The sequence below is a fragment of the Sulfuricurvum sp. genome, from assembly GCF_049277495.1.
GTDB lineage: Bacteria > Campylobacterota > Campylobacteria > Campylobacterales > Sulfurimonadaceae > Sulfuricurvum.
Genome location: NZ_JBASYM010000069.1, coordinates 54,544 through 77,388, shown reverse-complemented (window position 1 = coordinate 77,388; position 22,845 = coordinate 54,544). Strand labels below are relative to the sequence as shown.

24 protein-coding genes are annotated in these 22,845 nt (G+C 44.7%); 21 read left to right on the top strand and 3 right to left on the bottom strand.

Annotated elements, in window-relative coordinates:
- On the top strand, positions 1 to 188 hold a 188-nt coding region (locus WAO38_RS12385; RefSeq protein WP_422237553.1), incomplete at its 5' end, for a hypothetical protein.
- 55 nt (positions 189 to 243) lie between these two features.
- Positions 244 to 486 carry a ComEA family DNA-binding protein gene (locus WAO38_RS12380; RefSeq protein WP_422237551.1) on the top strand — a complete coding sequence of 81 codons (243 nt, stop codon included), beginning with the start codon at positions 244 to 246 and terminating at the stop codon, positions 484 to 486.
- On the opposite strand, the gene WAO38_RS12375 is transcribed toward WAO38_RS12380, so the two are convergent.
- Genes WAO38_RS12375 through bioD form a run of 3 tightly spaced genes read right to left on the bottom strand, consistent with a single transcriptional unit; the run spans position 483 to position 2,955 of the window.
- Complete coding sequence (locus WAO38_RS12375; protein ID WP_422237549.1) at positions 483 to 1,418, bottom strand: aminodeoxychorismate synthase component I; 936 nt, start codon at positions 1,416 to 1,418, stop codon at positions 483 to 485. The two genes, WAO38_RS12380 and WAO38_RS12375, sit on opposite strands and share 4 nt — an antisense overlap.
- On the bottom strand, positions 1,418 to 2,287 hold the full coding sequence (locus WAO38_RS12370; protein WP_422237547.1) for an aspartate carbamoyltransferase catalytic subunit: 870 nt from the start codon (positions 2,285 to 2,287) through the stop codon (positions 1,418 to 1,420). Before WAO38_RS12370 ends, WAO38_RS12375 begins: the two co-directional genes overlap by 1 nt.
- Positions 2,275 to 2,955, bottom strand: a complete 681-nt coding sequence (bioD, locus tag WAO38_RS12365) for a dethiobiotin synthase (RefSeq protein WP_422237545.1) — start codon at positions 2,953 to 2,955, stop codon at positions 2,275 to 2,277. The genes WAO38_RS12370 and bioD overlap by 13 nt, the downstream gene beginning before the upstream one ends.
- Positions 2,956 to 3,002: 47 nt before the next feature.
- On the opposite strand from bioD, the gene WAO38_RS12360 reads away from it, so the two are divergent.
- From WAO38_RS12360 to fliH, 19 genes are all read left to right on the top strand, one after another.
- On the top strand, positions 3,003 to 4,244 hold the full coding sequence (locus WAO38_RS12360) for an aminotransferase class I/II-fold pyridoxal phosphate-dependent enzyme (RefSeq protein WP_422237543.1): 1,242 nt from the start codon (positions 3,003 to 3,005) through the stop codon (positions 4,242 to 4,244).
- 21 nt (positions 4,245 to 4,265) lie between these two features.
- Positions 4,266 to 4,565 (top strand): ATP-dependent Clp protease adaptor ClpS, encoded by a 300-nt coding sequence (locus WAO38_RS12355; protein WP_422237541.1) that lies wholly within the window; start codon positions 4,266 to 4,268, stop codon positions 4,563 to 4,565.
- Between the two features lie 2 nt (positions 4,566 to 4,567).
- Positions 4,568 to 6,745, top strand: coding sequence for an ATP-dependent Clp protease ATP-binding subunit ClpA (clpA, locus tag WAO38_RS12350; protein WP_422237539.1), 2,178 nt, complete (start codon positions 4,568 to 4,570; stop codon positions 6,743 to 6,745).
- Positions 6,745 to 7,419: a leucyl/phenylalanyl-tRNA--protein transferase gene (gene aat, locus WAO38_RS12345; RefSeq protein WP_422237537.1), complete on the top strand. Its 675-nt coding sequence runs from the start codon at positions 6,745 to 6,747 to the stop codon at positions 7,417 to 7,419. The genes clpA and aat overlap by 1 nt, the downstream gene beginning before the upstream one ends.
- A gap of 88 nt (positions 7,420 to 7,507) precedes the next feature.
- Positions 7,508 to 8,077: a hypothetical protein gene (locus WAO38_RS12340; RefSeq protein WP_422237535.1), complete on the top strand. Its 570-nt coding sequence runs from the start codon at positions 7,508 to 7,510 to the stop codon at positions 8,075 to 8,077.
- A gap of 104 nt (positions 8,078 to 8,181) precedes the next feature.
- The gene (locus WAO38_RS12335; RefSeq protein ID WP_422237533.1) at positions 8,182 to 8,628 is read left to right on the top strand and encodes a DUF3015 family protein; all 447 of its coding nucleotides are present in this window, start codon (positions 8,182 to 8,184) and stop codon (positions 8,626 to 8,628) included.
- A 96-nt stretch (positions 8,629 to 8,724) separates the two neighbouring features.
- On the top strand, positions 8,725 to 10,524 hold the full coding sequence (locus WAO38_RS12330; RefSeq protein ID WP_422237531.1) for a DUF4105 domain-containing protein: 1,800 nt from the start codon (positions 8,725 to 8,727) through the stop codon (positions 10,522 to 10,524).
- Positions 10,525 to 10,568: 44 nt separating this feature from the next.
- On the top strand, positions 10,569 to 11,546 hold the full coding sequence (locus tag WAO38_RS12325; protein ID WP_422237529.1) for a transaldolase: 978 nt from the start codon (positions 10,569 to 10,571) through the stop codon (positions 11,544 to 11,546).
- A 3-nt stretch (positions 11,547 to 11,549) separates the two neighbouring features.
- The gene (locus WAO38_RS12320) at positions 11,550 to 12,755 is read left to right on the top strand and encodes a type IV pilus twitching motility protein PilT (protein ID WP_422237527.1); all 1,206 of its coding nucleotides are present in this window, start codon (positions 11,550 to 11,552) and stop codon (positions 12,753 to 12,755) included.
- A 69-nt stretch (positions 12,756 to 12,824) separates the two neighbouring features.
- Positions 12,825 to 13,361: a 50S ribosomal protein L25/general stress protein Ctc gene (locus WAO38_RS12315; protein ID WP_422237525.1), complete on the top strand. Its 537-nt coding sequence runs from the start codon at positions 12,825 to 12,827 to the stop codon at positions 13,359 to 13,361.
- A gap of 2 nt (positions 13,362 to 13,363) precedes the next feature.
- Positions 13,364 to 13,912, top strand: coding sequence for an aminoacyl-tRNA hydrolase (gene pth / locus WAO38_RS12310; protein WP_422237523.1), 549 nt, complete (start codon positions 13,364 to 13,366; stop codon positions 13,910 to 13,912).
- A gap of 55 nt (positions 13,913 to 13,967) precedes the next feature.
- Complete coding sequence (locus tag WAO38_RS12305; RefSeq protein ID WP_422237521.1) at positions 13,968 to 15,056, top strand: LptF/LptG family permease; 1,089 nt, start codon at positions 13,968 to 13,970, stop codon at positions 15,054 to 15,056.
- A 16-nt stretch (positions 15,057 to 15,072) separates the two neighbouring features.
- Entirely contained in the window at positions 15,073 to 16,275 is a 1,203-nt protein-coding gene (lysA, locus tag WAO38_RS12300; protein ID WP_422237519.1) for a diaminopimelate decarboxylase, read from the top strand.
- 9 nt (positions 16,276 to 16,284) lie between these two features.
- A complete protein-coding gene (locus WAO38_RS12295) occupies positions 16,285 to 17,064 on the top strand; it encodes an HAD-IIA family hydrolase (protein WP_422237517.1) in 780 nt (259 codons plus the stop codon).
- A complete protein-coding gene (pheA, locus tag WAO38_RS12290; protein WP_422237515.1) occupies positions 17,061 to 18,143 on the top strand; it encodes a prephenate dehydratase in 1,083 nt (360 codons plus the stop codon). The genes WAO38_RS12295 and pheA overlap by 4 nt, the downstream gene beginning before the upstream one ends.
- A complete protein-coding gene (gene hisC / locus WAO38_RS12285; RefSeq protein WP_422237514.1) occupies positions 18,140 to 19,234 on the top strand; it encodes a histidinol-phosphate transaminase in 1,095 nt (364 codons plus the stop codon). Before pheA ends, hisC begins: the two co-directional genes overlap by 4 nt.
- Before the next feature lie 12 nt (positions 19,235 to 19,246).
- Positions 19,247 to 20,971, top strand: a complete 1,725-nt coding sequence (gene fliF / locus WAO38_RS12280; protein WP_422237512.1) for a flagellar basal-body MS-ring/collar protein FliF — start codon at positions 19,247 to 19,249, stop codon at positions 20,969 to 20,971.
- Between the two features lie 8 nt (positions 20,972 to 20,979).
- Positions 20,980 to 22,005, top strand: a complete 1,026-nt coding sequence (gene fliG / locus WAO38_RS12275) for a flagellar motor switch protein FliG (protein WP_422237510.1) — start codon at positions 20,980 to 20,982, stop codon at positions 22,003 to 22,005.
- A 5-nt stretch (positions 22,006 to 22,010) separates the two neighbouring features.
- On the top strand, positions 22,011 to 22,790 hold the full coding sequence (gene fliH / locus WAO38_RS12270) for a flagellar assembly protein FliH (protein ID WP_422237508.1): 780 nt from the start codon (positions 22,011 to 22,013) through the stop codon (positions 22,788 to 22,790).
- Positions 22,791 to 22,845 lie beyond the last annotated feature (55 nt).

The following is a 22,845-nucleotide window of genomic DNA, read 5'->3' as shown; positions in this document are numbered from 1 at the left end:
CTGCATCTTTCAGGTGTGGAAACGTAGGTCGCCGCCTGGCCTCAGATTTATTACCTCTTCCTTCTTTTCACAATCAATCTTTTAATTCAAATCCCAATCCAATTTTACTTTTCCATAACAACCTCTTGGTATCCCTCTTACAGCTTTTTATTTATCAATTTCAACAAGTTTTTAATTCATCTATTTGACACTCACGGTGATTCAAGCTACAATTTAACTAATATTTCATTTAAAAGGTTAGATATGGTTAAGTTATTAATGCTTCTTTCTCTCTTTTTTTCGTTTGCAATAGGGGCCATCAATATTAATAAGGCAAATTCGGCCCAATTGCAACGTTTGTACGGGATCGGTCCTACCAAGGCGCAGGAAATCATCAAATATCGTAAAGCACATAACGGATTTAGAAGTGTGGATGAACTGGTGAATGTCAAAGGGATAGGGGCAAAAACGGTCATTAAAATAAAGCCTCAAGTGACCGTTCGTTAGGGAATATAGACTTTGTCGATCATTTCGCTATATTCACTTTCCCAATCGCTGTCAGCTGTAATACCGCCTCCGCTTTTATAGGTCAGTTTTCCTGCATCATTTTCGATAAATCGTATGGCTACGGCGCTATAGAGGTTTCTCCCGTCAAAATGGCCGAATACGCCGGTAAAATACCCGCGGTCATATCCTTCTACCTCTTGAATGATTTCTACTGTTTTTCTTTTTGGAGTGCCGCTGATACTTCCAGCCGGTAAAAGTTGTCGAAGCAGATTGCCTGCATCATCTCTCCAATCCTGCGGTAGTGTTCCGCTGATATGGGAACTGACTTGATGCAGGCGTTTATTTCCTGTTTCTATGGTTGAGAGATATCGGAATTCTTCAACACGGATATCTTTGGCTATGATCCCTAAATCATTCCTGAGGAGGTCGACGATCATTGTATGTTCTGCAAGCTCTTTCGGATCATTCATGATCGTTTCAATAGCATTGGGTAAAGATGCATCTATCGTCCCTTTCATCGGATAGGCATTGATAGTATTCTCTTCAATGCTTATAAAGGGCTCAGGGGAGAAGCATACAAACTCATTTCTGACGCGGAGTTTGTATGGGGCATGCGCCATTGCATAAATTTGCCTGAGCGTATAATCGCTTTCAATCGCGGTTTGCTGTGTCAGATTAAGCAAATAGGTGTTGCCGTTTCGAATATGCTCTTGAACCGCATCAAATTTTTGACGGTATAACTCGGGCGGAATAGGATTGAAAATCGGTTTATGGGGCAAATTTACCGTACTCGGAGTGCTTTGAAAGGCAAATTCGATGTCAGACTCAATCAGCTCGCTTATACGGATGCAGATGAGTCTTTCTCCTTGAAAATCGGTATAAAAAAAACAGGGAATCCCGGACGATACGAGTTCACTGAATTGATCATACATCAGGCGATAAGAGCTTTAAGGACTGCCATGCGGATCGCAACACCGTTACGCACCTGTTCTAAGACTTTGCATCGCGGATCTTTGAGCATGGTATCGTCAATATCTATATTACGATGTACCGGGCCGGGATGAAGAAGAATCAAATCTCGGTCTCCGACAAGCTCTTGCGTAATACAAAAATCACTGGCGTAATCTTTCAGGGAACCGTAGGTTTGATGCGAATGGCGTTCGGTTTGGGTACGAAGGCTCATAATCGCATCGACATTGTCTATAACGTCGTGGAGGTTATGGGTCGTTTTGAGATTGCTGTCAGGGAGAAAGTGTGGAGGCGCTACAAGTGTGATATCCATGCCAAAACGGGTAAGAAGTTCGATATTGCTGTTGGCCACACGGGAATTTTTGATGTCCCCTACGATTGCGATTTTTTTGCCTTTTACATTTTTGAAGTGTCGGCTGAGAGTAAAGAGATCCAGTAATGCTTGTGTAGGGTGGGCATGGGCACCGTCTCCCGCATTGATGATGGAAGCATTCGTATGTTCAGCCAGGATATTCGGAACCCCTGCGTGGGCGTGACGGACGATCATGGCATGCGGCCCCATTGCATCGAGATTGGCGGCGGTATCGACAAGACTTTCCCCCTTTTGCGTAGAGCTTTTCTGGACATCAAGATGAACCACCTCGGCACCTAGACGTTTTGATGCGATCTCAAAAGAACTTTTGGTTCGGGTTGAGTTTTCAAAAAAGAGAGTAATAATGATTTTTTCTTTGAGAATAGGATCGAATTGACCCTGGAGATAATGTTCAGCATCCTGCAATACCTGTAGAATTTGCTCCGTCGTAAAATCATCCGTTCGAATCAGGTGTTGCATAGTCTCTCCTCATTAGTTGATGAAATTGTATCTAAAAGTGCTTTGGCTATGGCATCAATATCTTTCTCAATTCGGTAGATGTTTTCAAATCGATGGTTAAAATAAGGAAGAGAGACGATCTCGAAGTCTGTGTCCTCTGATCGGCAATTCAGACCCCATACATACGGTAATGCAGCAGTTTCAAGTGCATTGATACTCAATAGGGTGTCGTTAATACATCCAAGATTACAGTGGGTGACTAATAACGTTACGGCATGGAAATGTCGCGGCAGATCGATCATCATCCTATCATCATCGATCGGAACCATTAACCCGCCGGCTCCTTCAATAATGACAACATCACACAAAGCTTCGATTTTTGCTAATGCCGCATCAAAGAAACTCAAATCTATTTTTTTCCCTTCATTGGCGATAAAAGGTGCCGCCGGCAAGGGAAGTTGAAGGGTGACTATGTCGTTTAGTGTTAATGAGGCGAGTTCCGGATTAAACGATAATGCGGCTTGAAAAAGGGTGTTTCCATCCGGCGCAATGGCGGTCACCCCGGTTTCGATCGGTTTGTAGACACCTACCCGGAGCCCCATACGGCTTAATGCACCGACCAGAAGTGTGGAGGTATAGGTTTTGCCGATATTGGTGTTGGTGGCACTTACGAAAATTCGTTTAGACAAGGAGATACCCTTTTTGGTTATAATTGTCCAATTTTAATATAGGTTTGATGATGAATCGCTTTGAAGAGTTTACAACACGTATCGTTCAGCAAGTTGGGAAAAAAGAGGGGCCGGTTAGTCCGGTCATGGTCAATTCGGCATCGTTTGGATATGGAAGCAGCGAAACAGGCGAAGGAATATTTGATGGGTCGGTGAAAAAGCCGCTTTATGCCCGTGTCGGTAATCCGACATCAGCTCAGCTGGAACAGATTTTAGCTTCTATGGATGGCGGAATCGGTGCCGTTGCGGCGTCCTCAGGTATGGGGGCAACGGCAATGGCCACCTTAAGCCTTTTGAGAGCAGGGGATGAGATTATCAGTATCGGCGGCCTTTTCGGAGGAACTTATTCGTATTTTACAGAGACACTGGTACGCTTTGGGATCACGACCCACTTTTTTGATGTGGATGCGTTGGAAGATATCGAACAAGCGATCAATACGGCTACCAAAATCATCTTTTTGGAAAGTGTCGGCAATCCGAATATGCGACTTCCTGATATTTCGAAAATTGCTGAGATTGCCAACCGTTACGGGGTTGTCTTGATGGTGGACAATACGATTACACCGCTGAGCGTTGCCCCGATAGCCTTGGGTGCCGATATCGTCGTCTATTCAACGACCAAAATTATTACAGGAAATGCATCGGCACTGGGCGGTGCCGTCATTTTCAGAGCCATAGCTGAGGGTGAAGATAAGTTTAAAACTGAGCGTTATCGTGATCTGCACCCATTCATCAAAAAGATGGGGCCTATGGCACTGATAGCGAATGCCAAAAAACGGGCATTACGTGATTTCGGAATGTCGGCTAACGGATTTGGAAGCTATCTGACGATGTTAGGGTTGGAGACGCTGCCGCTTCGCATGGATCGTATCGTTACGAGTGTTGAGACGGTTGCTCATGCGTTGAATGCCAAAGGACTTACGGTGAATCACCCGTGTTTAGCGCATCATCCGCATCATGAGCGCTATACCAGCCAATTTTCGAATGGATGCGGGACACTGCTGACCATTGATATGGGGAGTAAAGAACGCGCCTTTGAGTTTTTAAACCGTTCCCATTTGATCACGATTACCGCGAATATCGGCGATAGCCGTACTCTCGGATTGCACATGGCTTCAACCATTTATCGTGATTTTGATGATGCTACCCGCGAGTTTTTGGGAATCACACCGGGACTTATCCGCATTTCGATTGGCTTGGAAAGTGCTGAAGCCATTGTTGCTGATTTCATAAACGCGGCAAACCTTTAAAAAGATAAGGTATAGTTGCGAATGGCTACAAAACACGAACACTCGACACAGTTAGATCTTTTGGTGGAACATCCAAAACAGTATAATGTCTTTTTGCTCAATGATGATTACACGTCAATGGATTTTGTCGTCGAAATTTTGATGAAATTATTCCGGAAGAATTTTCAGGATGCCCATGCAATTATGATTGAAGTACATCAAAAAGGGCGTGGTTTATGCGGAGTTTATCCGTATGAAGTTGCCGAAACGAAAGTACATCAAGTGGGGACACTGGCACGAGAAAACGGATTTCCCCTTAAAGCGATAATGGAGGAAGCATAACCATGGTAAGTACAGAACTGAATGCAATTTTTCAAAAAGCGATTGCATTTGCGAGGCATCAGCGTCATGAATATCTAACCATTGAACACGTTATGTTAGCGTTGCTCAACTCACCCGACGGTGAGGCAATCATCAAGTCTTGCGGTGCGGATGTGGAGCTTATTCGCGAAGCATTGGGGGCATACTTGATGCAAACCATGGAACCGCTGCCGGATGATGCAGAACAAGACCCGTTTGAGACGGTAGCTTTGGCGCGTATGATCGACGGGATGATGCATCATGTTCGAAGTGCTCAAAAAGAGTATGCGGATGTGGGAGATCTTATCGCGGCGGTTTATGAAGAGCATCACACCTATGCATGTATGCTGCTTGAGGAATACGGGATCAGCCGTGTCGACGTGCTCGAAGCGATTTCACATCGTGATACCTATACAGCGCAAGATGAGTCCCAAAATGAAGGGGCACTGCAAAAATATTCCATCAATTTGATTGATCAAGCCCGCAACGGAAAGATTGATCCGGTCATCGGACGGGTTAATGAGATCGAACGAGCCATTCAAACTCTGTGCCGCCGCAAGAAAAACAATCCGCTTCTGATCGGTGAACCCGGTGTCGGAAAAACAGCGATAGCCGAGGGGCTGGCGTTGCGGATTCTCTCCGGAGATGTCCCTAAACTCTTAGAAGATGCCGAGATTTTTGCCCTCGATTTAGGGGCGATGCTGGCGGGAACCAAATACCGCGGCGATTTTGAGAAAAGGCTCAAAGCGGTGATGGATGAAGCTGCAGAACACCCGAATGCCATTTTATTTATCGATGAGATTCACACGATTGTGGGTGCCGGAGCTGTCGGCGGGGGGAGTATGGACGCGTCTAATCAGCTCAAGCCTGCTCTTGCTTCCGGTGCATTGAAATGTATGGGAGCCACAACCCATGCGGAATACCGAAGCGTTTTCGAAAAAGATCGCGCACTCAGCCGCCGTTTTGCCCGTATCGAAGTGGGAGAACCTTCGGATGAAGAGAGTTTTTTAATCCTCAAAGGGCTTCGTGAACGCTATGAAAAACATCACGGAGTCAAATATACCGATAAGGCGCTGCGTTCAGCGGTTGAGCTCTCCAAAAAATACATTACCGATCGTTTTTTACCCGATGTCGCGATTGATCTGATCGATGAAGCGGGTGCTTCGTTTCATCTTAAAAAGCACAAGCGTACCACCATCACCCCTCTGGATATTGAAGCGATCATCTCAAAAATGACGGGAATACCGATGACGAAGATGGGTGAGGATGTACGTGAAAAACTCTCTTCGCTCGAATCGGATCTTAAAGCTCTCGTAATCGGACAAGATCATGCCGTGATCCAAGTGGTCAAATCGATCAAACGTTCATATGCCGGAATGAGCGCTCCCCATAAGCCGATTGCATCGTTTCTTTTTTCCGGTCCGACAGGGGTCGGAAAAACCGAATTGGCAAAATCGTTGGCAGGTGAGTTAGGGATTTATTTCGAGCGGTTTGATATGTCTGAATACATGGAAAAACATGCGCTCAGCCGACTGATCGGTGCACCTCCGGGATATGTCGGATTTGAACAGGGGGGATTGTTGGTTGAAACGGTGCGCAAACATCCGTATATGGTACTGCTGCTCGATGAGATTGAAAAAGCTCACCCTGATTTGATCAATGTCCTTTTACAGGTAATGGACAGTGCAACATTAACGGACAATACGGGCTTTAAAGCCAACTTTTCCAATGTCGTATTGGTAATGACCTCCAATATCGGAGCCAGTGAGCGGACGGTGATGGGATTTAATGCGGACAGTTCGATCTCGCGTCACGAAGCAATGAACTCGTTTTTCAGCCCGGAGTTCCGAAATCGCCTTGACGCGGTTGTTGAATTCGGTCCATTGCCGATGAATGTCGTCGAAAATATCGTAGAGAAATTTATCCGCGAACTCAATGTACAGATGAAATCGAAAAAAGTGACAGTTTCTTTGAGTGATAAAGCAAAAGCCTATATTGCCAAAGCCGGTTACGACAAGGCGATGGGTGCACGTCCTCTCGCACGTGTCATCTCGGATAAAATCAAAGACCCTCTGGTCGATGAGATGCTTTTTGGGCGTTTGGTCAGTGGGGGGAAAGTATCGGTTGATTATACCGATCAATTGATTTTTGAATATGCTTAATGATTCCCAAGCTCACGCATCATCTCAGCTTCCCTAACCCTGCATACGCTTCGGCTGAGGGTATCGTTGCGTATGGGGGGGATCTCTCTCCCTCACGGCTGATGATGGCATACCGGTTAGGAATATTTCCATGGTACAGTGCCGGTGATCCTATTTTGTGGTGGTCACCAGACCCACGGCTGATTTTAGAGTTGGATGCGTTTCATCTGCACCGGTCGCTGCGTAAAAAAATTCCTTATTTTGACATTCGTTTTGACACGGCTTTTTCTGAGGTGATACGCGAATGCGGTATCGCTCCGCGTCCTGGACAGAAAGGGAGCTGGATCGTACCGGAGATGGTTGAAGCGTATGAAGTCCTTCATGCCCTTGGGTATGCGCACAGTGTTGAAGCATTCCAAAACGGTATTTTGGTCGGCGGCCTTTACGGTGTGTGTGTAGGAGGGGTATTTTGCGGCGAATCAATGTTTGCCAAAGTTTCCGATGCCTCCAAAGTAGCTTTCGCGGAACTGGTGGTTAAGCTGAAAGAGTGGGAATTCGACTTTATTGATTGTCAGGTGCCGACGCGCCATCTTAAAAGTCTCGGTGCCGTGGAAGTGACGAGAGATTATTTTTTAATGCGTCTAAATGCTGCATTGAAACATGAACCCTCATGGGGCGGAAGAAATCTTATCTAAATTACGGGCCGCATCATTGATAAAGAGAAAAACAGCTTACTTGGATATACTAAAAAAAGTAATTTTATTAGGTAAAAGGAGTTGAAAAATGTTGGTAAAAAACTTTGCCAAAATGATGTTGGCAGCAGTCCTTATTATCGGCCTTTCAGGTTTTTGGAGCGGTCAGAGCAATGATGAAAAACGAAATGAGCGTCTTAGTATGCGCGATGCAAGTTTGCAAATACTTTATAAACACGCCCCGGAAGCGAAGCAAATGGTGCAAAATTCCTATGGTTATGCGGTATTTAGCAATGTAGGAGTTAATCTTGTCCTTTTGTCCGCTGAAGGGGGGACAGGTGTGGCACATAACAATAGTACCGGGCAAAATATTTATATGAATATGGCTTCCGGAGGGGTCGGATTCGGCTTAGGGGTTAAAGATTTTCGGGCAATTTTTCTTTTTGAAAATAAAAAAGTGTTTGATGATTTCGTAGAAAAAGGATGGGAAGCAAATGCCCAAGCGGATGCAGCTGCCAAAGCAGGAAAAGAAGGCGGGGCGCTGAATGCGGCGATCACTGTTGCACCCGGAATTCGGCTCTATAAACTGACGCAAAACGGCTTGGCCCTTCAGGCAACGATTCAGGGGACGAAATATTGGAAAGATCCGGATCTAAATTAAAGCCTCTATTTTTCTAATTTAACTGGATTTAGACGCTTTGAAATTTAAAATTAAGTTTTATTGGCTTATACTCTCCGTTAATTCTTATGAAAAAAGGGGTTTTAATGAAAAAAGTTCTCATCAGTATGGTTGCCGTAGCAGCACTAAGCACGGCAGGATTTGCAACCGTTAATAATCAAACGGGGTGTGGTCTCGGATCACAAATTATCAAAGACGACAGTTCTGCCATTATGTTAGCACTTCAAGCAACAACTAACGGTACATTAGGGAATCAAACGTTTGGTGTGACATCCGGAACTTCAGGATGTAAAAAAGCGAAATTCGTAATGAATGAGCGTGCGGCAGAGTTTGTTGCTTCCAATATGGATCAGCTTTCACGTGAGATCGCGATTGGACAGGGCGAGAGTGTTTCAACCTTGGCAGAGCTTTTGAATGTACAAGATAAAGCGGCTTTCGCTTCCGCATTGCAAGCAAATTACAATGCAATCTATACGAGTGAAAAAGTGGATATGGCAACCGTTTTGGATAACGTTTCGACTATCGCCGGTTAACTATAGCCTAGTAAACGGCAAAGGGGTAGATTCTCTTTGCCTATACTTGTAATTCAGCCCTAAAAGATCGTCTCCTCTGAGGGATAAAAAAGGTTCTTGTTGCCGATTATTTTTTTATTATGCGCATTGAGTTTAGCGGTCTACGCAGCTTCGACCGATGAACTGATTGCGCAATCTCATTCTTTAAAACTTTCCGAAACCCGCTATTGGCATCTTCTGATGCATGCGCCAAAAAATGAGAGTGAAATTGATGACGATGATTTTTTTCTTGCACCGACCGGGAAAAATAATCTTGGTGACGAAATAGAAAGTACAATCCGCCATTTCAATGAGGATACAAACCGTAGTGACAACAGTGTATTTTGTCGATTTCCGGCCCGAAGAGGATGGCTTGAACAGGAATTGAATGTCTCATTTGGCGAAGGAGAATGCCGGGAGTATAAAACGCTTCTCGCGAAAATGGATCCACAAAAAGTGACCCTAGTCTTCCCCAGTGCCCACATCAACTCTCCCGCTTCCATGTTCGGACATACTTTTTTACGAATTGATTCCTCCATGGAATCGAAGTTGATGTCGTATGCGATTAATTACGCGGCTCAGACGGATGAAACCAATGGGATCACCTTTGCCTATAAAGGATTGTTCGGGGGATATTACGGGTTTTATTCGATGCTCCCCTATTACGAAAAACTTAAAGAATATCGAGACAGTGAGTCACGAGATGTCTGGGAATATGATCTTAATCTTACGCATGATGAGGTCATGGCTATGGTGCGCCATATCTGGGAACTGCAGCATATTAATTCATGGTACTATTTTTTCGATGAGAACTGCTCTTATCATATGCTTTGGCTTACCGAAATTGCCCGGCCGAGTGCCCGGTTAAGGGATCATTTTTTCTATTACGTGATTCCTCCGGAAACCGTTCGCGCTTTTGAAGAAGAGGGGACCGTCGGTGAAAAACATTTCCGTCCCTCCAAACGAACTAAAATATTGTCCTATGAACAGCAGTTGAGTCCTTCGGGGATTAAGGCCGTTCAGTCACTTCGAAAAGGTGAAATGCGTGCGGACACATTCAAACCCATGCCATTTTCCGATCAAGAGCGCCGCTATATTTTCGAAGCGGCGGCCGAATTGGTGGAGTATGATTATATTGAGGGGAAAATCACGAAGGATGACTATGCCGTGCGGTACCATGAACTTCTCGCGCAACGTGCCGCACTGGGTGAAGGTGAAGCCATTTTTATTCAGGCTAAATCGAATCCTGATACGGCCCATCACTCTGCACGGATAGAAGTAGCACAGGGGTGGTTCGAGAATCGTTCCCCCCTGCTTGTCGGATGGCGTCCCGCCTTTCATGATCTTTCAGAAGACGATACCGGGCATCTTAGCGGGGCACAGATCGAATTTCTGGATACCCTGATCGGAATAGACCAAGGGAAAGTGAGTTTGGAAAAACTGACGATTCTCTCCTTGGCATCCCTTCCTCCGGTGAGCCACTTTTTTAAGCCGTTTTCGTGGCGGATGAAGAGCGGATGGGACCGTGATTACGGGCATGATCAACTTAGTTTTGTAACCCGTATCGGAGCAGGGGCTTCGATCGGCGATGATCAGATGTTTGGGTATCTGTTGAGTGAGCCTGAGGTAAGACTCGGCTTCAATGCCGATGTCGGAATAGGATTCAGTACGGGAGCCGGAATCAACTGGGGAAATCGGATGAAAAGCCGTATCGAGGTCGGGAATGTTTTTTATTTAGACGGAGCCGACCGCAGCCGTATGATGATCTCTCATGTATGGGAATGGAACACCAACGGAGCGCTTGCGCTCAGTTATGAAACAGTGCATCAAGATTATCGGGAAGATCGGTATAAAGTTGGAATCAACATCTATTTTTAATTATTTTTTGGCATAATAGTTACACTTTTTGTGACGGAGATATTATGTATATTGCGGAAGCCCGGTTTGCCCTATGGGCTGATTTTATTGAACGAACATTTTTGGAAGGGGAATTTCAAGACCTCATAGCCAAAGGAATTATTAACGGAGCGACTTCTAATCCGGCCATTTTTAAAAATGCGATCCTGACCTCTGCGGCGTATAAAGAGCAGCTATCAACGCTGGGAAACCTATCCCCTAAAGAAAAATATGAAGCCCTGGCTATTTTTGATATACAAAGAGCCGCTGATATTTTACGTCCCCTTTATAATGCAGGGGATGACGGGTATGTAAGTATTGAGGTCGATCCGTTTTTATGTGATGATTCTGAGGCGACGATTGCGGAGGGAAAACGGCTTCATCAGCGTATCAACCGTCCGAACGTAATGATCAAAGTACCTGCCACAGAAGCCGGATACGCTGCAATGGAAGCTCTCGCATCACAGGGAATCGCGGTCAATGCGACCCTGATTTTTTCCGTTGAGCAGGCACTGAAATGTGCGGAAGCGTTTGAAAAAGCATCGCACATGTCAAGTGTCGATACGGTTATCAGCGTATTTGTCAGCCGTATTGACCGTGCTATCGATGAACCGCTTCGCGCTGCCGGTGTGCGTACCGGGTTGATGGGGATACTCAATGCGGCTGATATTTACAATCATGTTGAAGCGCTCCATGTTCCAAAATGCCGTGTCCTCTTTGCCAGTACCGGAGTCAAAGGCTCTGAAATGAGGGCTTCATATTATATTGATGAACTACTGGCACCTAATAGTGTGAATACCGCTCCGATCGCTACTATTGACGCATTTGTAAAGGGCGGGGATAAAATATTGAAGCTCCCTTTGAGTGCCGAGGTCATTCGTGAACATCAACAACGTGTTTCGGATGCCGGCATTGTGATGGATGCCGTTATCGAACAGCAGATTTTTGAAGGGCTTGAAGCATTCAAAATCGCTTTTACTGAAATTTTGAGTGAATTGGAGTAAGCAATGAATGATTCTATTCGGAATAGTGTCCATCAGCCTGATTTGGGAGAGATGAATTTTGAGGTCTTGAAAAAAATTCGAGGTTATTTGCGTCGAATGGTCGATGCCGGCGGGAGTGACTTGCATATCAAAGCCAATGCCGTCGTACGCGCTCGTGTGAACGGGGATATCATTCCCCTTTCCGGAGAGATACTCTCCAAAGATGATGCTTTGATTTTTGCTAAAGAGCTCTTGCGTACCCGTTTTCCGGAATTGGTCGAAAAAAAAGAGCTTGACCTGGTTTACCCGTTTGATGAAAATACACGTTTTCGTATCAATATCTTTTTCCAAATGGAAGGGATATCGGCGGTTTTCCGTCTTATTCCCGTGAAAATCTTGACCATTGATGAATTGCTTCTTCCTGAGGTCGTTCACAGTTTTGCTGCGATGGAACGTGGATTAGTCCTGGTTACCGGGGTTACCGGAAGCGGTAAATCGACGACATTGGCGGCACTCATCAACGAAATCAATTGGAATCGCCGTAAACATATCATTACGATTGAAGATCCGATTGAGTTTGTTCATAAAGATCGGAAATGTATTATCAATCAGCGGAGTGTCGGGCAGGATACCCTCAGTTTCGGTTCAGCACTTCGTGCCGCATTGCGTGAAGACCCTGATATCATCCTGGTGGGTGAGATGCGGGATATGGAGACGATCGAGATCGCGCTCCATGCGGCAGATACCGGACATTTGGTTTTTTCTACACTCCACACGCTTGATGCGAAAGAGACGGTCAACCGTATTATCTCGGTTTTCCCGACAGCGGAGCAAAATCGTGTCCGGATGACACTCGCTTCAGTATTGAAAGGGGTTCTGTCACAGCGCCTTATTCCCACCGTTGATGGGAAACGGACCGCGGCATTGGAGATTTTAATTCGAACACCGAGGATTGAACAGCTGATTGCCGAAAATCGCGATATCGAAATCCCCGATACGATTGCTGAGGGGAAAGACTTATATAAATCGCAAACATTCGATCAGGGAATTTTGGATTTATACCTTTCCGGCCGAATCAGCCGAGAGGACGCATTGGCATTCGCGACGTCACCGTCGGATTTGAAACTCCGCATGGAAGGATTGAGTACGACAATCGAGAAAGACAAGCTGGGCGTTGATGACGGTCCGAAAGAGTTTAAAGAAGATGAATATATCGGGCTCAAAGAGTAGCTTTTCTTTATAATGTTTTAAACAACATTTAAGTATAATCCGTCCCATTTTATTTAGAAGGACATGATTATGTTAGAAGGCATCGTAAGAGAGAGTATTGGCAAACGTTCAACAAAAGCGTACCGCCGTGATGGTTATCTTATTGCCAACATCTATGGAAAAGGGCTTGAAAATATTCACGCTGCGTTCAAAATGAACGACTTTATCCGTACGGTTCGCAACAAAGAAACAGTAGCATTCGCAGTAAACGTAGGCGGTAACGAGATGAACCTTGTTGTTCAAGGGTATGAGTCTCATCCGGTTTCAGGGAATTTGTTACACGTTGATTTGATGGTTGCACAACCGGGTGTTGTCACTCACTATCATGTTCCGGTTCAAACAGTAGGAACTCCTATCGGTTTGAAAAACAAAGGTATGTTGTTTGTTGCAAAAAAACGTCTTCGCGTAAAAGCGGCGATTGAAAACTTGCCAACCAGTGTTGTTGTTGATGTTGCTCCTCTTGATCTAGGAGATTCAGTATTGGTACGTGATCTTCCACGTGTTGAAAATGTAACGTTTACTGATTCGGATCGTGTATCGGTTCTTAGTATCATTAAAGCGAAATAAGTATGCTTATCGTCGGTCTGGGAAACCCCGGCTCGGCATATGCACAAACCCGTCATAATATCGGGTTTATGGTTATTGATGAACTCTGTCGCCGTCATAGTGTACAAAACATTTCAAAGAGCTCCTTCGAAGGGGAGTTGTTTAAAATGGGGAGCCACTTTCTTCTCAAGCCGTTAACGTATATGAATCTCTCAGGCCGTTCTATTCTAGCCGTCAAAAATTTCTATAAAATCGATGATGTTATTGTCATCCATGATGATCTGGACCTTCCGTTCGGTGCATTGCGCTTCAAAGAAGGGGGCGGTCATGGCGGACATAACGGATTAAAATCTGCCGATGCCGCAATTTCACCTAATTATATTCGGGTTAGAATGGGAATCGGAAAACCGGAACATAAATCCCAGGTTGCTGATTATGTTTTACATCCGTTCACCGCGGAAGAGCAAAGCAAGCTTGGCAGTTTGATATCTGCATCGGCTGATGCCGTTGAAATGCTTCTTACCCGCAGTTGCAGTGATGTTGCCGCAAAATGTTCAATGAAAGGGCTGTAAAGTTTGCAGGCTTTATTGGATACAATAAACTTCAATTTTTTTAGTACAGGCTCTTATGCTCGCTTTTAATACATTATCATTTATATATCTACGTTATTTTTCGATTATTTTAATCGCACTAAGCAGTTTTATGGTCGGATTTGATCTGATGGATTATGCCGCAGAACTGCCAAGTTCAGCCAATCTCGTATTGATCTATATTATGTATAAATATTTTTATGCAATCGATATGATGCTTCCGATTTCATTGGTATTCGCGATGATCGCCTCTTTGGTAGAATTGGTGAGAACGAATGCCCTGGTTGCCTATTTTGCCCTTGGATATTCCAAAATTCGTATAATGGTCCCTTTTTTGAGCGTAGCCAGCGGACTGATCATCGTATATATAGCCCTGCATTCGACCAATTTTGCCCGTGCAAACGAATTTTCTGAAAATCTCCGTGAAACCTCTGAATTTATTCGTCCTACGAGCAACTTGTTTTTTATGCATGAGGGAAATTACATCTATTTCGGTAAGCTTAATGCACTGAGTAAGCGGGCGGAAGATATCCGTATTTTTACCTTTAAAGAGGGGCACTTGCATGAGGCTCTTAGCGCAACGGAAGCCGTCTATGGGGATGGATATTGGAATATTGAAAAAGCCCATTTGATCCGCCCTCCTGAATCGGTTGATCTCAATACTTCGGGGATCATGATCGAAGATCGTGAAAAAATGAAAGTGCTGCGGGATTTTAAGCCAAAAATTTTAGATCAGGTTTATGAGGGAAAAGTTAATTTTACGATAGGCGACGGATTCGAAGCGCTTACGTTATTGAAAAACCAAAATGTGGATGTGGCAAAAATAACGAGCGGTATGTATCGTATGTTCATCACTCCATGGTTTGCCCCATTGTTGATGGTGATTTTTTTCTCATATGCTCCGCTCAGCGGCAGATTTTTGAATTTGTCATTCTTTAGTTTCGGTGCAATCTTAGCGACACTCATCGTTTGGGGACTACTTTTTATGCTGGGAGAACTCTCAAACAATAAAACGCTCTCTCCTGAGATCGGAATAATCCTCCCCATTATCCTCATCGTCGGAGGGATGTTTTGGCGGCTTGGAAATCCCCTAAGGAGAGTTAGGGTAAAATCGCGACAAAACTAATCAATGAGGATTATGTGTGATCGATTTTAAAGCTCTGGCAGAAACCTACGGAACGCCGTTGTACGTTTATGATTTTGATGCGATGCGTACGCAGTTCGAATCGTTGAAAGAGGCGTTTCGCGGACGTAAATCCATTTTGGCGTATGCGGTTAAAGCAAACTCCAATCTCAGTGTTGTAAAGCAGTTTGCTGAACTCGGTTCCGGTGCCGATTGTGTCTCCATCGGAGAAGTACGTCGTGCTTTGATGGCCGGTGTTCCAAAATACCGGATACTTTTTAGCGGTGTCGGCAAGCGTGATGATGAAATACGTGAGGCATTGATCAGTGATATCCTCTATATCAATGTTGAGAGCGAAGCAGAACTCTCTCGTGTTGAAATGATAGCGCGGGAATTGGATATTAAAGCCCGTATCAGTGTACGCGTTAATCCGAATATTGATCCTAAAACCCACCCGTATATCTCTACCGGACTTCATGATAATAAGTTCGGGGTTGAGATTATGACAGCGAAACGGATGTATATTCAGGCAAAAAACTCTCCAAATCTCGATCCTGTAGGTATACATTTTCACATCGGAAGCCAGCTTACCGAACTGGAGCCTATTTATGAAGCGGCGGTCATTGTCGCTGATTTGCTCCGTTCTTTGGAAGCAATTGATATTGAACTCAAATTTTTCGATATCGGCGGAGGGTTAGGTGTCCGGTACGATGACGAGACAACGATTGAACCTTATGATTACGCACAGGCAATTTTGGCTGCACTCAAAGGGATCGATGTAACGATCATTTGTGAACCCGGACGCTTTTTGACGGCCAATGCAGGATATTTTTTAACAAAAGTCCTGTATGAAAAAAACAATGGGACAAAACGTTTTGTCATGGTGGACGGGGCAATGAACGATCTTATCCGTCCGAGTCTGTACAAGGCATACCACCGTATCGAAGCTTTTGGCAAGAGCGGTAATGAAAGTGCTGCGGATGTCGTCGGCCCGGTATGTGAGAGCGGTGATTTTTTAGCGAAAAACTATCCGCTTCCTCCAATGGAACACAATGATTTGCTCGTCGTGCACAGTGCCGGTGCTTACGGCTTCGGTATGGGGAGCAATTACAATACACGGGGACGTTCTGCTGAGATCGCTATAGAATCCGGGAAAGACCGGCTGATACGGCGCCGTGAGACTTTTGAAGACGTTATCGCGTTAGAACGCGATTATCTGTAGGAAAATCGAATGTATTTTATCGATGTTCAAGGGACTTTGATTGAAGATAATACGAAGCTTCCCACCCGTGGTGCAACCGCTTTTATCGATTACCTGAACCGAGATAAAATACCGTATATGGTTATTACGAACAGTACCAAAAATCCTAGTGATGAATTTTTGAACTATCTGAACAGCATCGGATTGAATATTCCCCGGGATCATTATTTGGATCCGCTGATGATGCTGGAAAGCCATATTGATAAAAATCAAAAAATTGCGGCCTACGGTTCTGAACCTTTTTTAGGGGTTTTAACCGCTATGGGATACCAGCTTGAGTATGTGACGCCTGATGTTGTTTTAGTCGCGATTAAAGAGGACTTTTCTCCCGATGAATATTCTCAAATGATTGAATTCCTCTTAGGCGGTGCCAAACTCATAGGGATGCATGAAACGACATTGTATGTTAAAAATCACAAGCGTTATCCCGGAGTCGGGGCAATCTTAAAGATGCTGGAATTTGCGACGTCGGTTTCCTATACGGTGGTCGGCAAGCCGAGCCTCCCTTTTTTTACGGAGGCGTTGCAACGCTTGTCTGCGCAAAAAGAAGGGGCAAGCTTTCGGGATATTACGATCATCAGCGATGATGTCAAAGGGGATATCATCGGTGCACAGGCTTTAGGGATGAAAGGGATATTTGTGCTGAGCGGCAAATATCGCAGCAGCGAAGAGATCATTCCGTCTTTGAAAGTACAGGAACGTCCGGCAGAAATTTATGCCGATATGCAAGCAATATTGGAGAGTTTATGAATACACTAGAAGAGTGCAGAGCACGTATTGATGAGATTGACAATGAAGTTGTTGCCCTTTTAAATCGCCGTATGGAAGTCGTCCGGCGTGTCGGTGAGATTAAACATGAGAGCAAGAGCGCTGTCTATCGTCCTGAACGTGAAAAAGCGATTATTGACCGCTTGACGGGGCTGAGTAAAGCTTCAGGCGGACTTCTCAATGCAGCAGCGATCGAGGCGGTATTTCTAGAGATTTTTGCCGTTGCGCGCAACCTTGAACTTCCGGAGCGGATAGCGTATCTTGGGCCGGAAGGGAGCTTTACCCATCAGGCGGCGGAGTCCCGTTTCGGAGCGATGAGCGACTATCTTTCTCTGGGCTCTATTGAAGCGGTCTTTAAAACGCTCGAAGCATCCCGTGCCAAATTCGGAGTCGTTCCTATCGAAAACTCTCGCGACGGCGTCGTGGGTGAAACTCTTGATTTATTAGGCAAAAGCAGTGTCAAAATCGTGGCGGAGCTGTATATGCCGATCCATATGGCTTTTGCAACCAAATCGGAAAAAATTCAAGATATCAAACGAATCTATTCCAAAGACAAAGGATTCGGCCAGTGCCGTGAATTTTTACAAGAGCACGGGCTGAATACGATTGAGCATATTCCGGTCGAATCGACGGCGAAAGCGGCTATTTTGGCTTCAAAAGATCCTCAGGCAGCGGCAATATGTTCCCATATCGCCGCAAAGCTTTACGGCGTACCGACACTGTTTGAAAATATTGAAGATACCCATAATAATGCGACTCGCTTTTTCATTTTGAGCGATTTTAAAAACGGAATGAGCGGAGAGGATAAAACATCGATTCTCGTCCGTCTTAAAGATGCCCAAAAAGCAGGGGCTTTGGTCCACTTCTTGGAAGATTTCAACAATGCGGATATCAATTTGAGCAAAATCGAAAGCCGTCCTTCCCGGGATAACGACGGTTTCGGATACTGGTTTTTTATCGATTTCTTCGGCCATATTGATGAACCGAGAGTCCAAACGCTAATCCAAAAACATCACGATGAAGTCACATGGCTGGGAAGCTATGTCAAGGGAGAATTATGAATTTTAATGCAGCACTCGAGAATATTAAAAGTTATGAAGCCGGAAAACCGATCGAATTAGTCGTGCGTGAGTACGGGATTGATAAAGACCAAATCGTCAAATTGGCCAGTAATGAAAATCCGTTCGGATGTTCCCCCAAGGTCAAAGAGGCTGTTTGTGCCATTATTGACAATATGGCATTGTATCCGGATGATTCAATGGTCAAACTCAAAACGGCATTATCGGATAAATACAAGATTCAAGCGAACGAGTTGATCATCGGAGCAGGAAGCGATCAGGTAATCGAATTCGCGATCCATGCCAAAGCGCATGAGGGCAGCAAAGTATTGATGAACAGTGTCACGTTCGCCATGTATGAGATCTATGCCAAACAAGTCGGGGCAGAAATTATTCGGACTGCGTCACGAGAACACAAGATGGAAGAGTTCTATGCCCTTTATCAAGAACATAAACCTTCTATAATTTTTCTCTGCACACCGAATAATCCTACCGGCGACGGGCTGAAAGCCAGCGAAATGGTTGCATTTATCGAAAAAATAGACAGCAATACGTTGGTGATCGTGGATGGCGCCTATATGGAATATGCCTGTTTTAAAGATCCTGCTTATGCTGTTGATCCGTGCGATTTGATTGCTAAGTTCAATAATGTCCTTTTCCTGGGGACATTTTCCAAAGCCTATGGACTCGGAGGCATGCGTGTAGGATACGGAATCGCGCAAGATCATATTATCAAAACGCTGTATAAAGTCCGTCCGCCGTTTAATATAACGACACTTTCTCTTGAAGCGGCATCGGTTGCCCTTGAAGATGAGGCCTTTGTTCAAGAATGTATCCGTCATAATTTTGAAGAAATGGGCCGTTATGAGGAGTTTGCACGCGCAAAGGGTATCGATGTGATTCAAAGTTATACTAATTTCGTCACTTTATCGCTTCCTGAAGAAAAAAATTCATCAAAAATTGCGCAAGAACTCTTAAAAAAGGGTATGATTGTACGTGATTTAAGCAGTTACGGATTGAACGCGATTCGCGTTACAATCGGAACATCGATTCAAAATGATCGATTTTTTGAACTCACCGATCCTTTATTATAAAAATAGGTAACAATGGATTTTAAGGCCCTTTTCTCGCAACTTGTTGTTTTTTTCGGAAAGCTTACCCAAGCACAAAAGATCATTATTGGTGCAGCCGTTTCGGGGATCGTCGCATTTTTAGTTTTTTTGGTTGTCTATACCTCTGAGGGCAGCGGCGGAAGCGGAAGCAGCAGCGGATATCAAGTTCTTTTCGACCAGCTTTCAGCCCAAGATGCTGCCAAGGTTGTCGAACAGCTTGAAAAAGACAAGATCCCGTATCGTATTCCACGTGAGAATGTGATTGAAGTTCCTAAAGATGTTGTTTACAAAGAGCGTATTACGATAGCTTCAATGGGAATACCCAAAGAGGGTCATGTCGGATTTGAGCTTTTTGACAAGCAAGAATTCGGCGCGACAAACTTTGACCAAGAGATTAAGTTTCGTCGTGCTTTAGAGGGAGAACTTGCCCGTTCTATCGATTCACTCGGCCCTGTTGAAAAATCAAGCGTCTCGCTTGCCTTGCCGAAAGAAACGCTTTTCGTCTCTGAAGCGGTTCCTCCGTCGGCTTCCGTCATGGTACAGCTGTATGCGGACGGACGACTCTCATCCAAGCAAATTCGGGGTATTAAAAAATTAGTGGCCTCAGCTGTCCCTAAATTAACGCCGGAAAACGTCGTTTTGATTAATTCAGAGGGTGAAGCACTGGGGGATGATGATGCTGCAGCGGCTATGGGTGAACTCTCTTCAATGCAGCAGCAGTACAAAACCAAAGAAGAAAAAAAGCAAGAAGAGAAGATTGTCAATGTGCTAGCCCCTTTTATCGGAGGGAAAGACCGTATCGTTGCTAAAGTGACCATTGAATATGATTTCTCGGAACAAAGTTCTACCTCTGAAAAATTTGATCCTGACAATGTGGTTCGAAGTGAACAGACATCGGAAGAGAAGCGTGACGGTGCATCCCCTGCCGCCGTCGGCGGTGTTCCGGGCGCGGTAAGCAATATCGGTCCTGTTGAGGGTCTGGCAAGCGGCGGAACGCCTGAGAAATACGAGAAAACGACAGGAACCACCAACTATGAAATTTCCAAGACCGTTTCAACCACCAAAATGGAGTTCGCCCGCATTAAACGGATGACAGCCGCCGTCGTCGTTGACGGTAAATATGAGCCGAAAAAAGATGCTGCAGGCATCCCGACGGATGAGGTTGAATATGTTGCTTTGGATGAGACGCAATTGCAGGCAATCGATGCGTTAGTGAAGCAGTCGATCGGTGTGGATGAACAGCGCGGCGATTTGGTCAGTATTAAAAACTTTGAATTTCAAACATCCAAAGCGGGAATGCAGCCTAAAGATGCGGCGTCTAAAACGTCAGAATTTGTCGATAAATACTTGGCTCCGTTTTCGTCTGTATTTAAATATATTTTTGTTGCGATTATTTTGTTTATTGCGTATAAAAAGATTATTATTCCTTTTGCCGAGCGTATGCTTGAATTCAGCCGCGAAGAAGAGGCTTTTGAAAAACCGAATCTTGAAATCGCAGACGATGAGGATGAAGATTTGGTTGAAAAAGTACAGCAAATGCGTAAAAAAGTGGAAAATCAGCTTGGACTTGGGGATAGTTTCAACGAAGATGAGCTTAAATACGATGTACTGCTTGAAAAAGTGCGTGAAATAGCTGAAGAACACCCTGAAGAGATCGCCTCCTTGATTCAGACATTGATCGATGAAGAGAGCGTCCCCAGTGAAATCAGTAAGCGATAGGAGGGAATATGAACTTAACACCGTCCCAGCAAGCTAATTTCGATGAAATGACAATGACCCAAAAGGTTGCAATTCTCTTAGTCCAACTGGGAGAAGATGTTACCGCCACCGTGTTTTCACGGATGAATGTTGAAGCTATTACCGAAATATCCAAATATATTGCGAATAACCGCTCTATCGAAAAAAATCTCGGTGCTGCAGTATTGGAAGAGTTTTATGCGATTGTCCAATCGAATCAATACCTCAATACCGGAGGATTAGAATACGCCCGGGAAATTTTGCATAAAGCGCTGGGGCCTGACGAAGCCAAAAAAGTGTTGGAACGCTTAAGCAAAACGATGCAAAATACGCAGAACTTTGCTTATTTATCGAAAATCAAACCGCAACAGTTGGCGGATTTTATTATGACGGAGCATCCACAGACGATCGCCTTGATCCTGGCCCATATGGATCCCTCGGCGGCTGCAGAAACTCTCTATATTTTTTCGGATGATCTGCGGGCCGAAGTAGCGATGCGTATGGCAAAATTAGGAGATATTTCACCATCGATTATTAAACGGGTCAGTGCGGTACTGGAATCCAAACTTGAGGCACTCGCGACGTATAAAGTCGAAGTCGGCGGTCCGCGCGCAGTTGCGGATGTTTTCAACCGTTTGGGTGCGAAAGCATCCAAATCGACCTTGTCGCAAATCGAGCAGCTTGACCAAGAACTTGCCGCATCGATTAAAGAGATGATGTTTACGTTTGAAGATATTGTTGACCTTGACGGTAACAGTGTCCGTGAAATTCTCAAGTCGGTTGATAAAAATGATCTTATGCTGGCATTGAAAAGTTCAGCGGATGACCTTAAAGAGAAGTTTTATGCCAATATGTCTCAGCGGGCAAAAGATGCCTTCATCGAAGAGATGCAGTTTCTCGGAGCGGTCAAAGTCAAAGAGGTTGAAAGTGCTCAGCGTAAAATTGTTGATGCAGTTCAGTCATTGGCCGAGCAGGGCGTATTGCAGCTTGGCGAATCTGAAGAGATGGTGGAGTAGCCTAAATGGATGTGGTCATTCAGCACAATACTCAAAGTGCCCATACCATTAGCAAATACCAGTTTAAAATTCTTTCATCTCTCTCCGGTGCGAGCATCGGTGAAGCCAGTCATGAAATTGACAATATGCAAAGAGAAGAAGAACCTGCAGTAGAACGACGCACGGATACGGCCGCGTCATCCAAAGATGCATTGATCGAATCGCTCCTGAAAAAAGCCGATGAAATGAGTTCCAATGTCATTAAAATGCAAATGCGCCTTGAAGCGATGCAGGAGGAACATGCAGCTGCACTGGATGAAGCCAAAAAAGCCGGGTATGACGAGGGTGTCATAGCCGGAATTGCACAAGAGAAGTCACAGAATGCCGGGCAGAGCGCGCAATCGCATGATCAGCTTTCGCAGTCGGTCAAAACTCTTGAAAATACTGCTGCAGAGTTCGTAAGTGCATTAGGGTCAATCCAAAAAGAACTTACCCATACCGCACTGGAAATTGCCAAAGAGGTTATCGGGATTGAAACGGGCGAGCATAGTTCTAAAATCGCGGCTAAACTTTCGAGTGATTTGATCGAAGAGCTCAAAGACGCATCAAAAATCACCTTGCGCGTCAATCCTGCTGATCATGGATTTATATCTGAAAAAGTAGGCTCGCTTTCTCATATCGAGGTGTTATCCGATCGTGCCATAAGTCCTGGAGGGGTAGTCGCTATCAGCGATGCGGGAAATATCGATTCGGAAATTAAAAAGCGTTATGAGAGACTTAAGCGATCATTGTTGCTCGAATCGTAAAGCATTTTTGTTAACAATCACTTTTATACTACAGTATTCGAACAAATAATTATTT

Excerpts from the sequence above, each read along its gene's own strand:
- WAO38_RS12380 (WP_422237551.1), top strand. The coding sequence starts at position 244 with ATGGTTAAGTTATTAATGCTTCTTTCTCTCTTTTTTTCGTTTGCAATA.
- WAO38_RS12375 (WP_422237549.1), bottom strand. The coding sequence starts at position 1,418 with ATGTATGATCAATTCAGTGAACTCGTATCGTCCGGGATTCCCTGTTTT.
- WAO38_RS12370 (WP_422237547.1), bottom strand. The coding sequence starts at position 2,287 with ATGCAACACCTGATTCGAACGGATGATTTTACGACGGAGCAAATTCTA.
- WAO38_RS12360 (WP_422237543.1), top strand. The coding sequence starts at position 3,003 with ATGATGAATCGCTTTGAAGAGTTTACAACACGTATCGTTCAGCAAGTT.
- WAO38_RS12355 (WP_422237541.1), top strand. The coding sequence starts at position 4,266 with ATGGCTACAAAACACGAACACTCGACACAGTTAGATCTTTTGGTGGAA.
- clpA (WP_422237539.1), top strand. The coding sequence starts at position 4,568 with ATGGTAAGTACAGAACTGAATGCAATTTTTCAAAAAGCGATTGCATTT.
- aat (WP_422237537.1), top strand. The coding sequence starts at position 6,745 with ATGATTCCCAAGCTCACGCATCATCTCAGCTTCCCTAACCCTGCATAC.
- WAO38_RS12340 (WP_422237535.1), top strand. The coding sequence starts at position 7,508 with ATGTTGGTAAAAAACTTTGCCAAAATGATGTTGGCAGCAGTCCTTATT.
- WAO38_RS12335 (WP_422237533.1), top strand. The coding sequence starts at position 8,182 with ATGAAAAAAGTTCTCATCAGTATGGTTGCCGTAGCAGCACTAAGCACG.
- WAO38_RS12325 (WP_422237529.1), top strand. The coding sequence starts at position 10,569 with ATGTATATTGCGGAAGCCCGGTTTGCCCTATGGGCTGATTTTATTGAA.
- WAO38_RS12320 (WP_422237527.1), top strand. The coding sequence starts at position 11,550 with ATGAATGATTCTATTCGGAATAGTGTCCATCAGCCTGATTTGGGAGAG.
- WAO38_RS12315 (WP_422237525.1), top strand. The coding sequence starts at position 12,825 with ATGTTAGAAGGCATCGTAAGAGAGAGTATTGGCAAACGTTCAACAAAA.
- pth (WP_422237523.1), top strand. The coding sequence starts at position 13,364 with ATGCTTATCGTCGGTCTGGGAAACCCCGGCTCGGCATATGCACAAACC.
- WAO38_RS12305 (WP_422237521.1), top strand. The coding sequence starts at position 13,968 with ATGCTCGCTTTTAATACATTATCATTTATATATCTACGTTATTTTTCG.
- WAO38_RS12295 (WP_422237517.1), top strand. The coding sequence starts at position 16,285 with ATGTATTTTATCGATGTTCAAGGGACTTTGATTGAAGATAATACGAAG.
- pheA (WP_422237515.1), top strand. The coding sequence starts at position 17,061 with ATGAATACACTAGAAGAGTGCAGAGCACGTATTGATGAGATTGACAAT.
- hisC (WP_422237514.1), top strand. The coding sequence starts at position 18,140 with ATGAATTTTAATGCAGCACTCGAGAATATTAAAAGTTATGAAGCCGGA.
- fliF (WP_422237512.1), top strand. The coding sequence starts at position 19,247 with ATGGATTTTAAGGCCCTTTTCTCGCAACTTGTTGTTTTTTTCGGAAAG.
- fliG (WP_422237510.1), top strand. The coding sequence starts at position 20,980 with ATGAACTTAACACCGTCCCAGCAAGCTAATTTCGATGAAATGACAATG.
- fliH (WP_422237508.1), top strand. The coding sequence starts at position 22,011 with ATGGATGTGGTCATTCAGCACAATACTCAAAGTGCCCATACCATTAGC.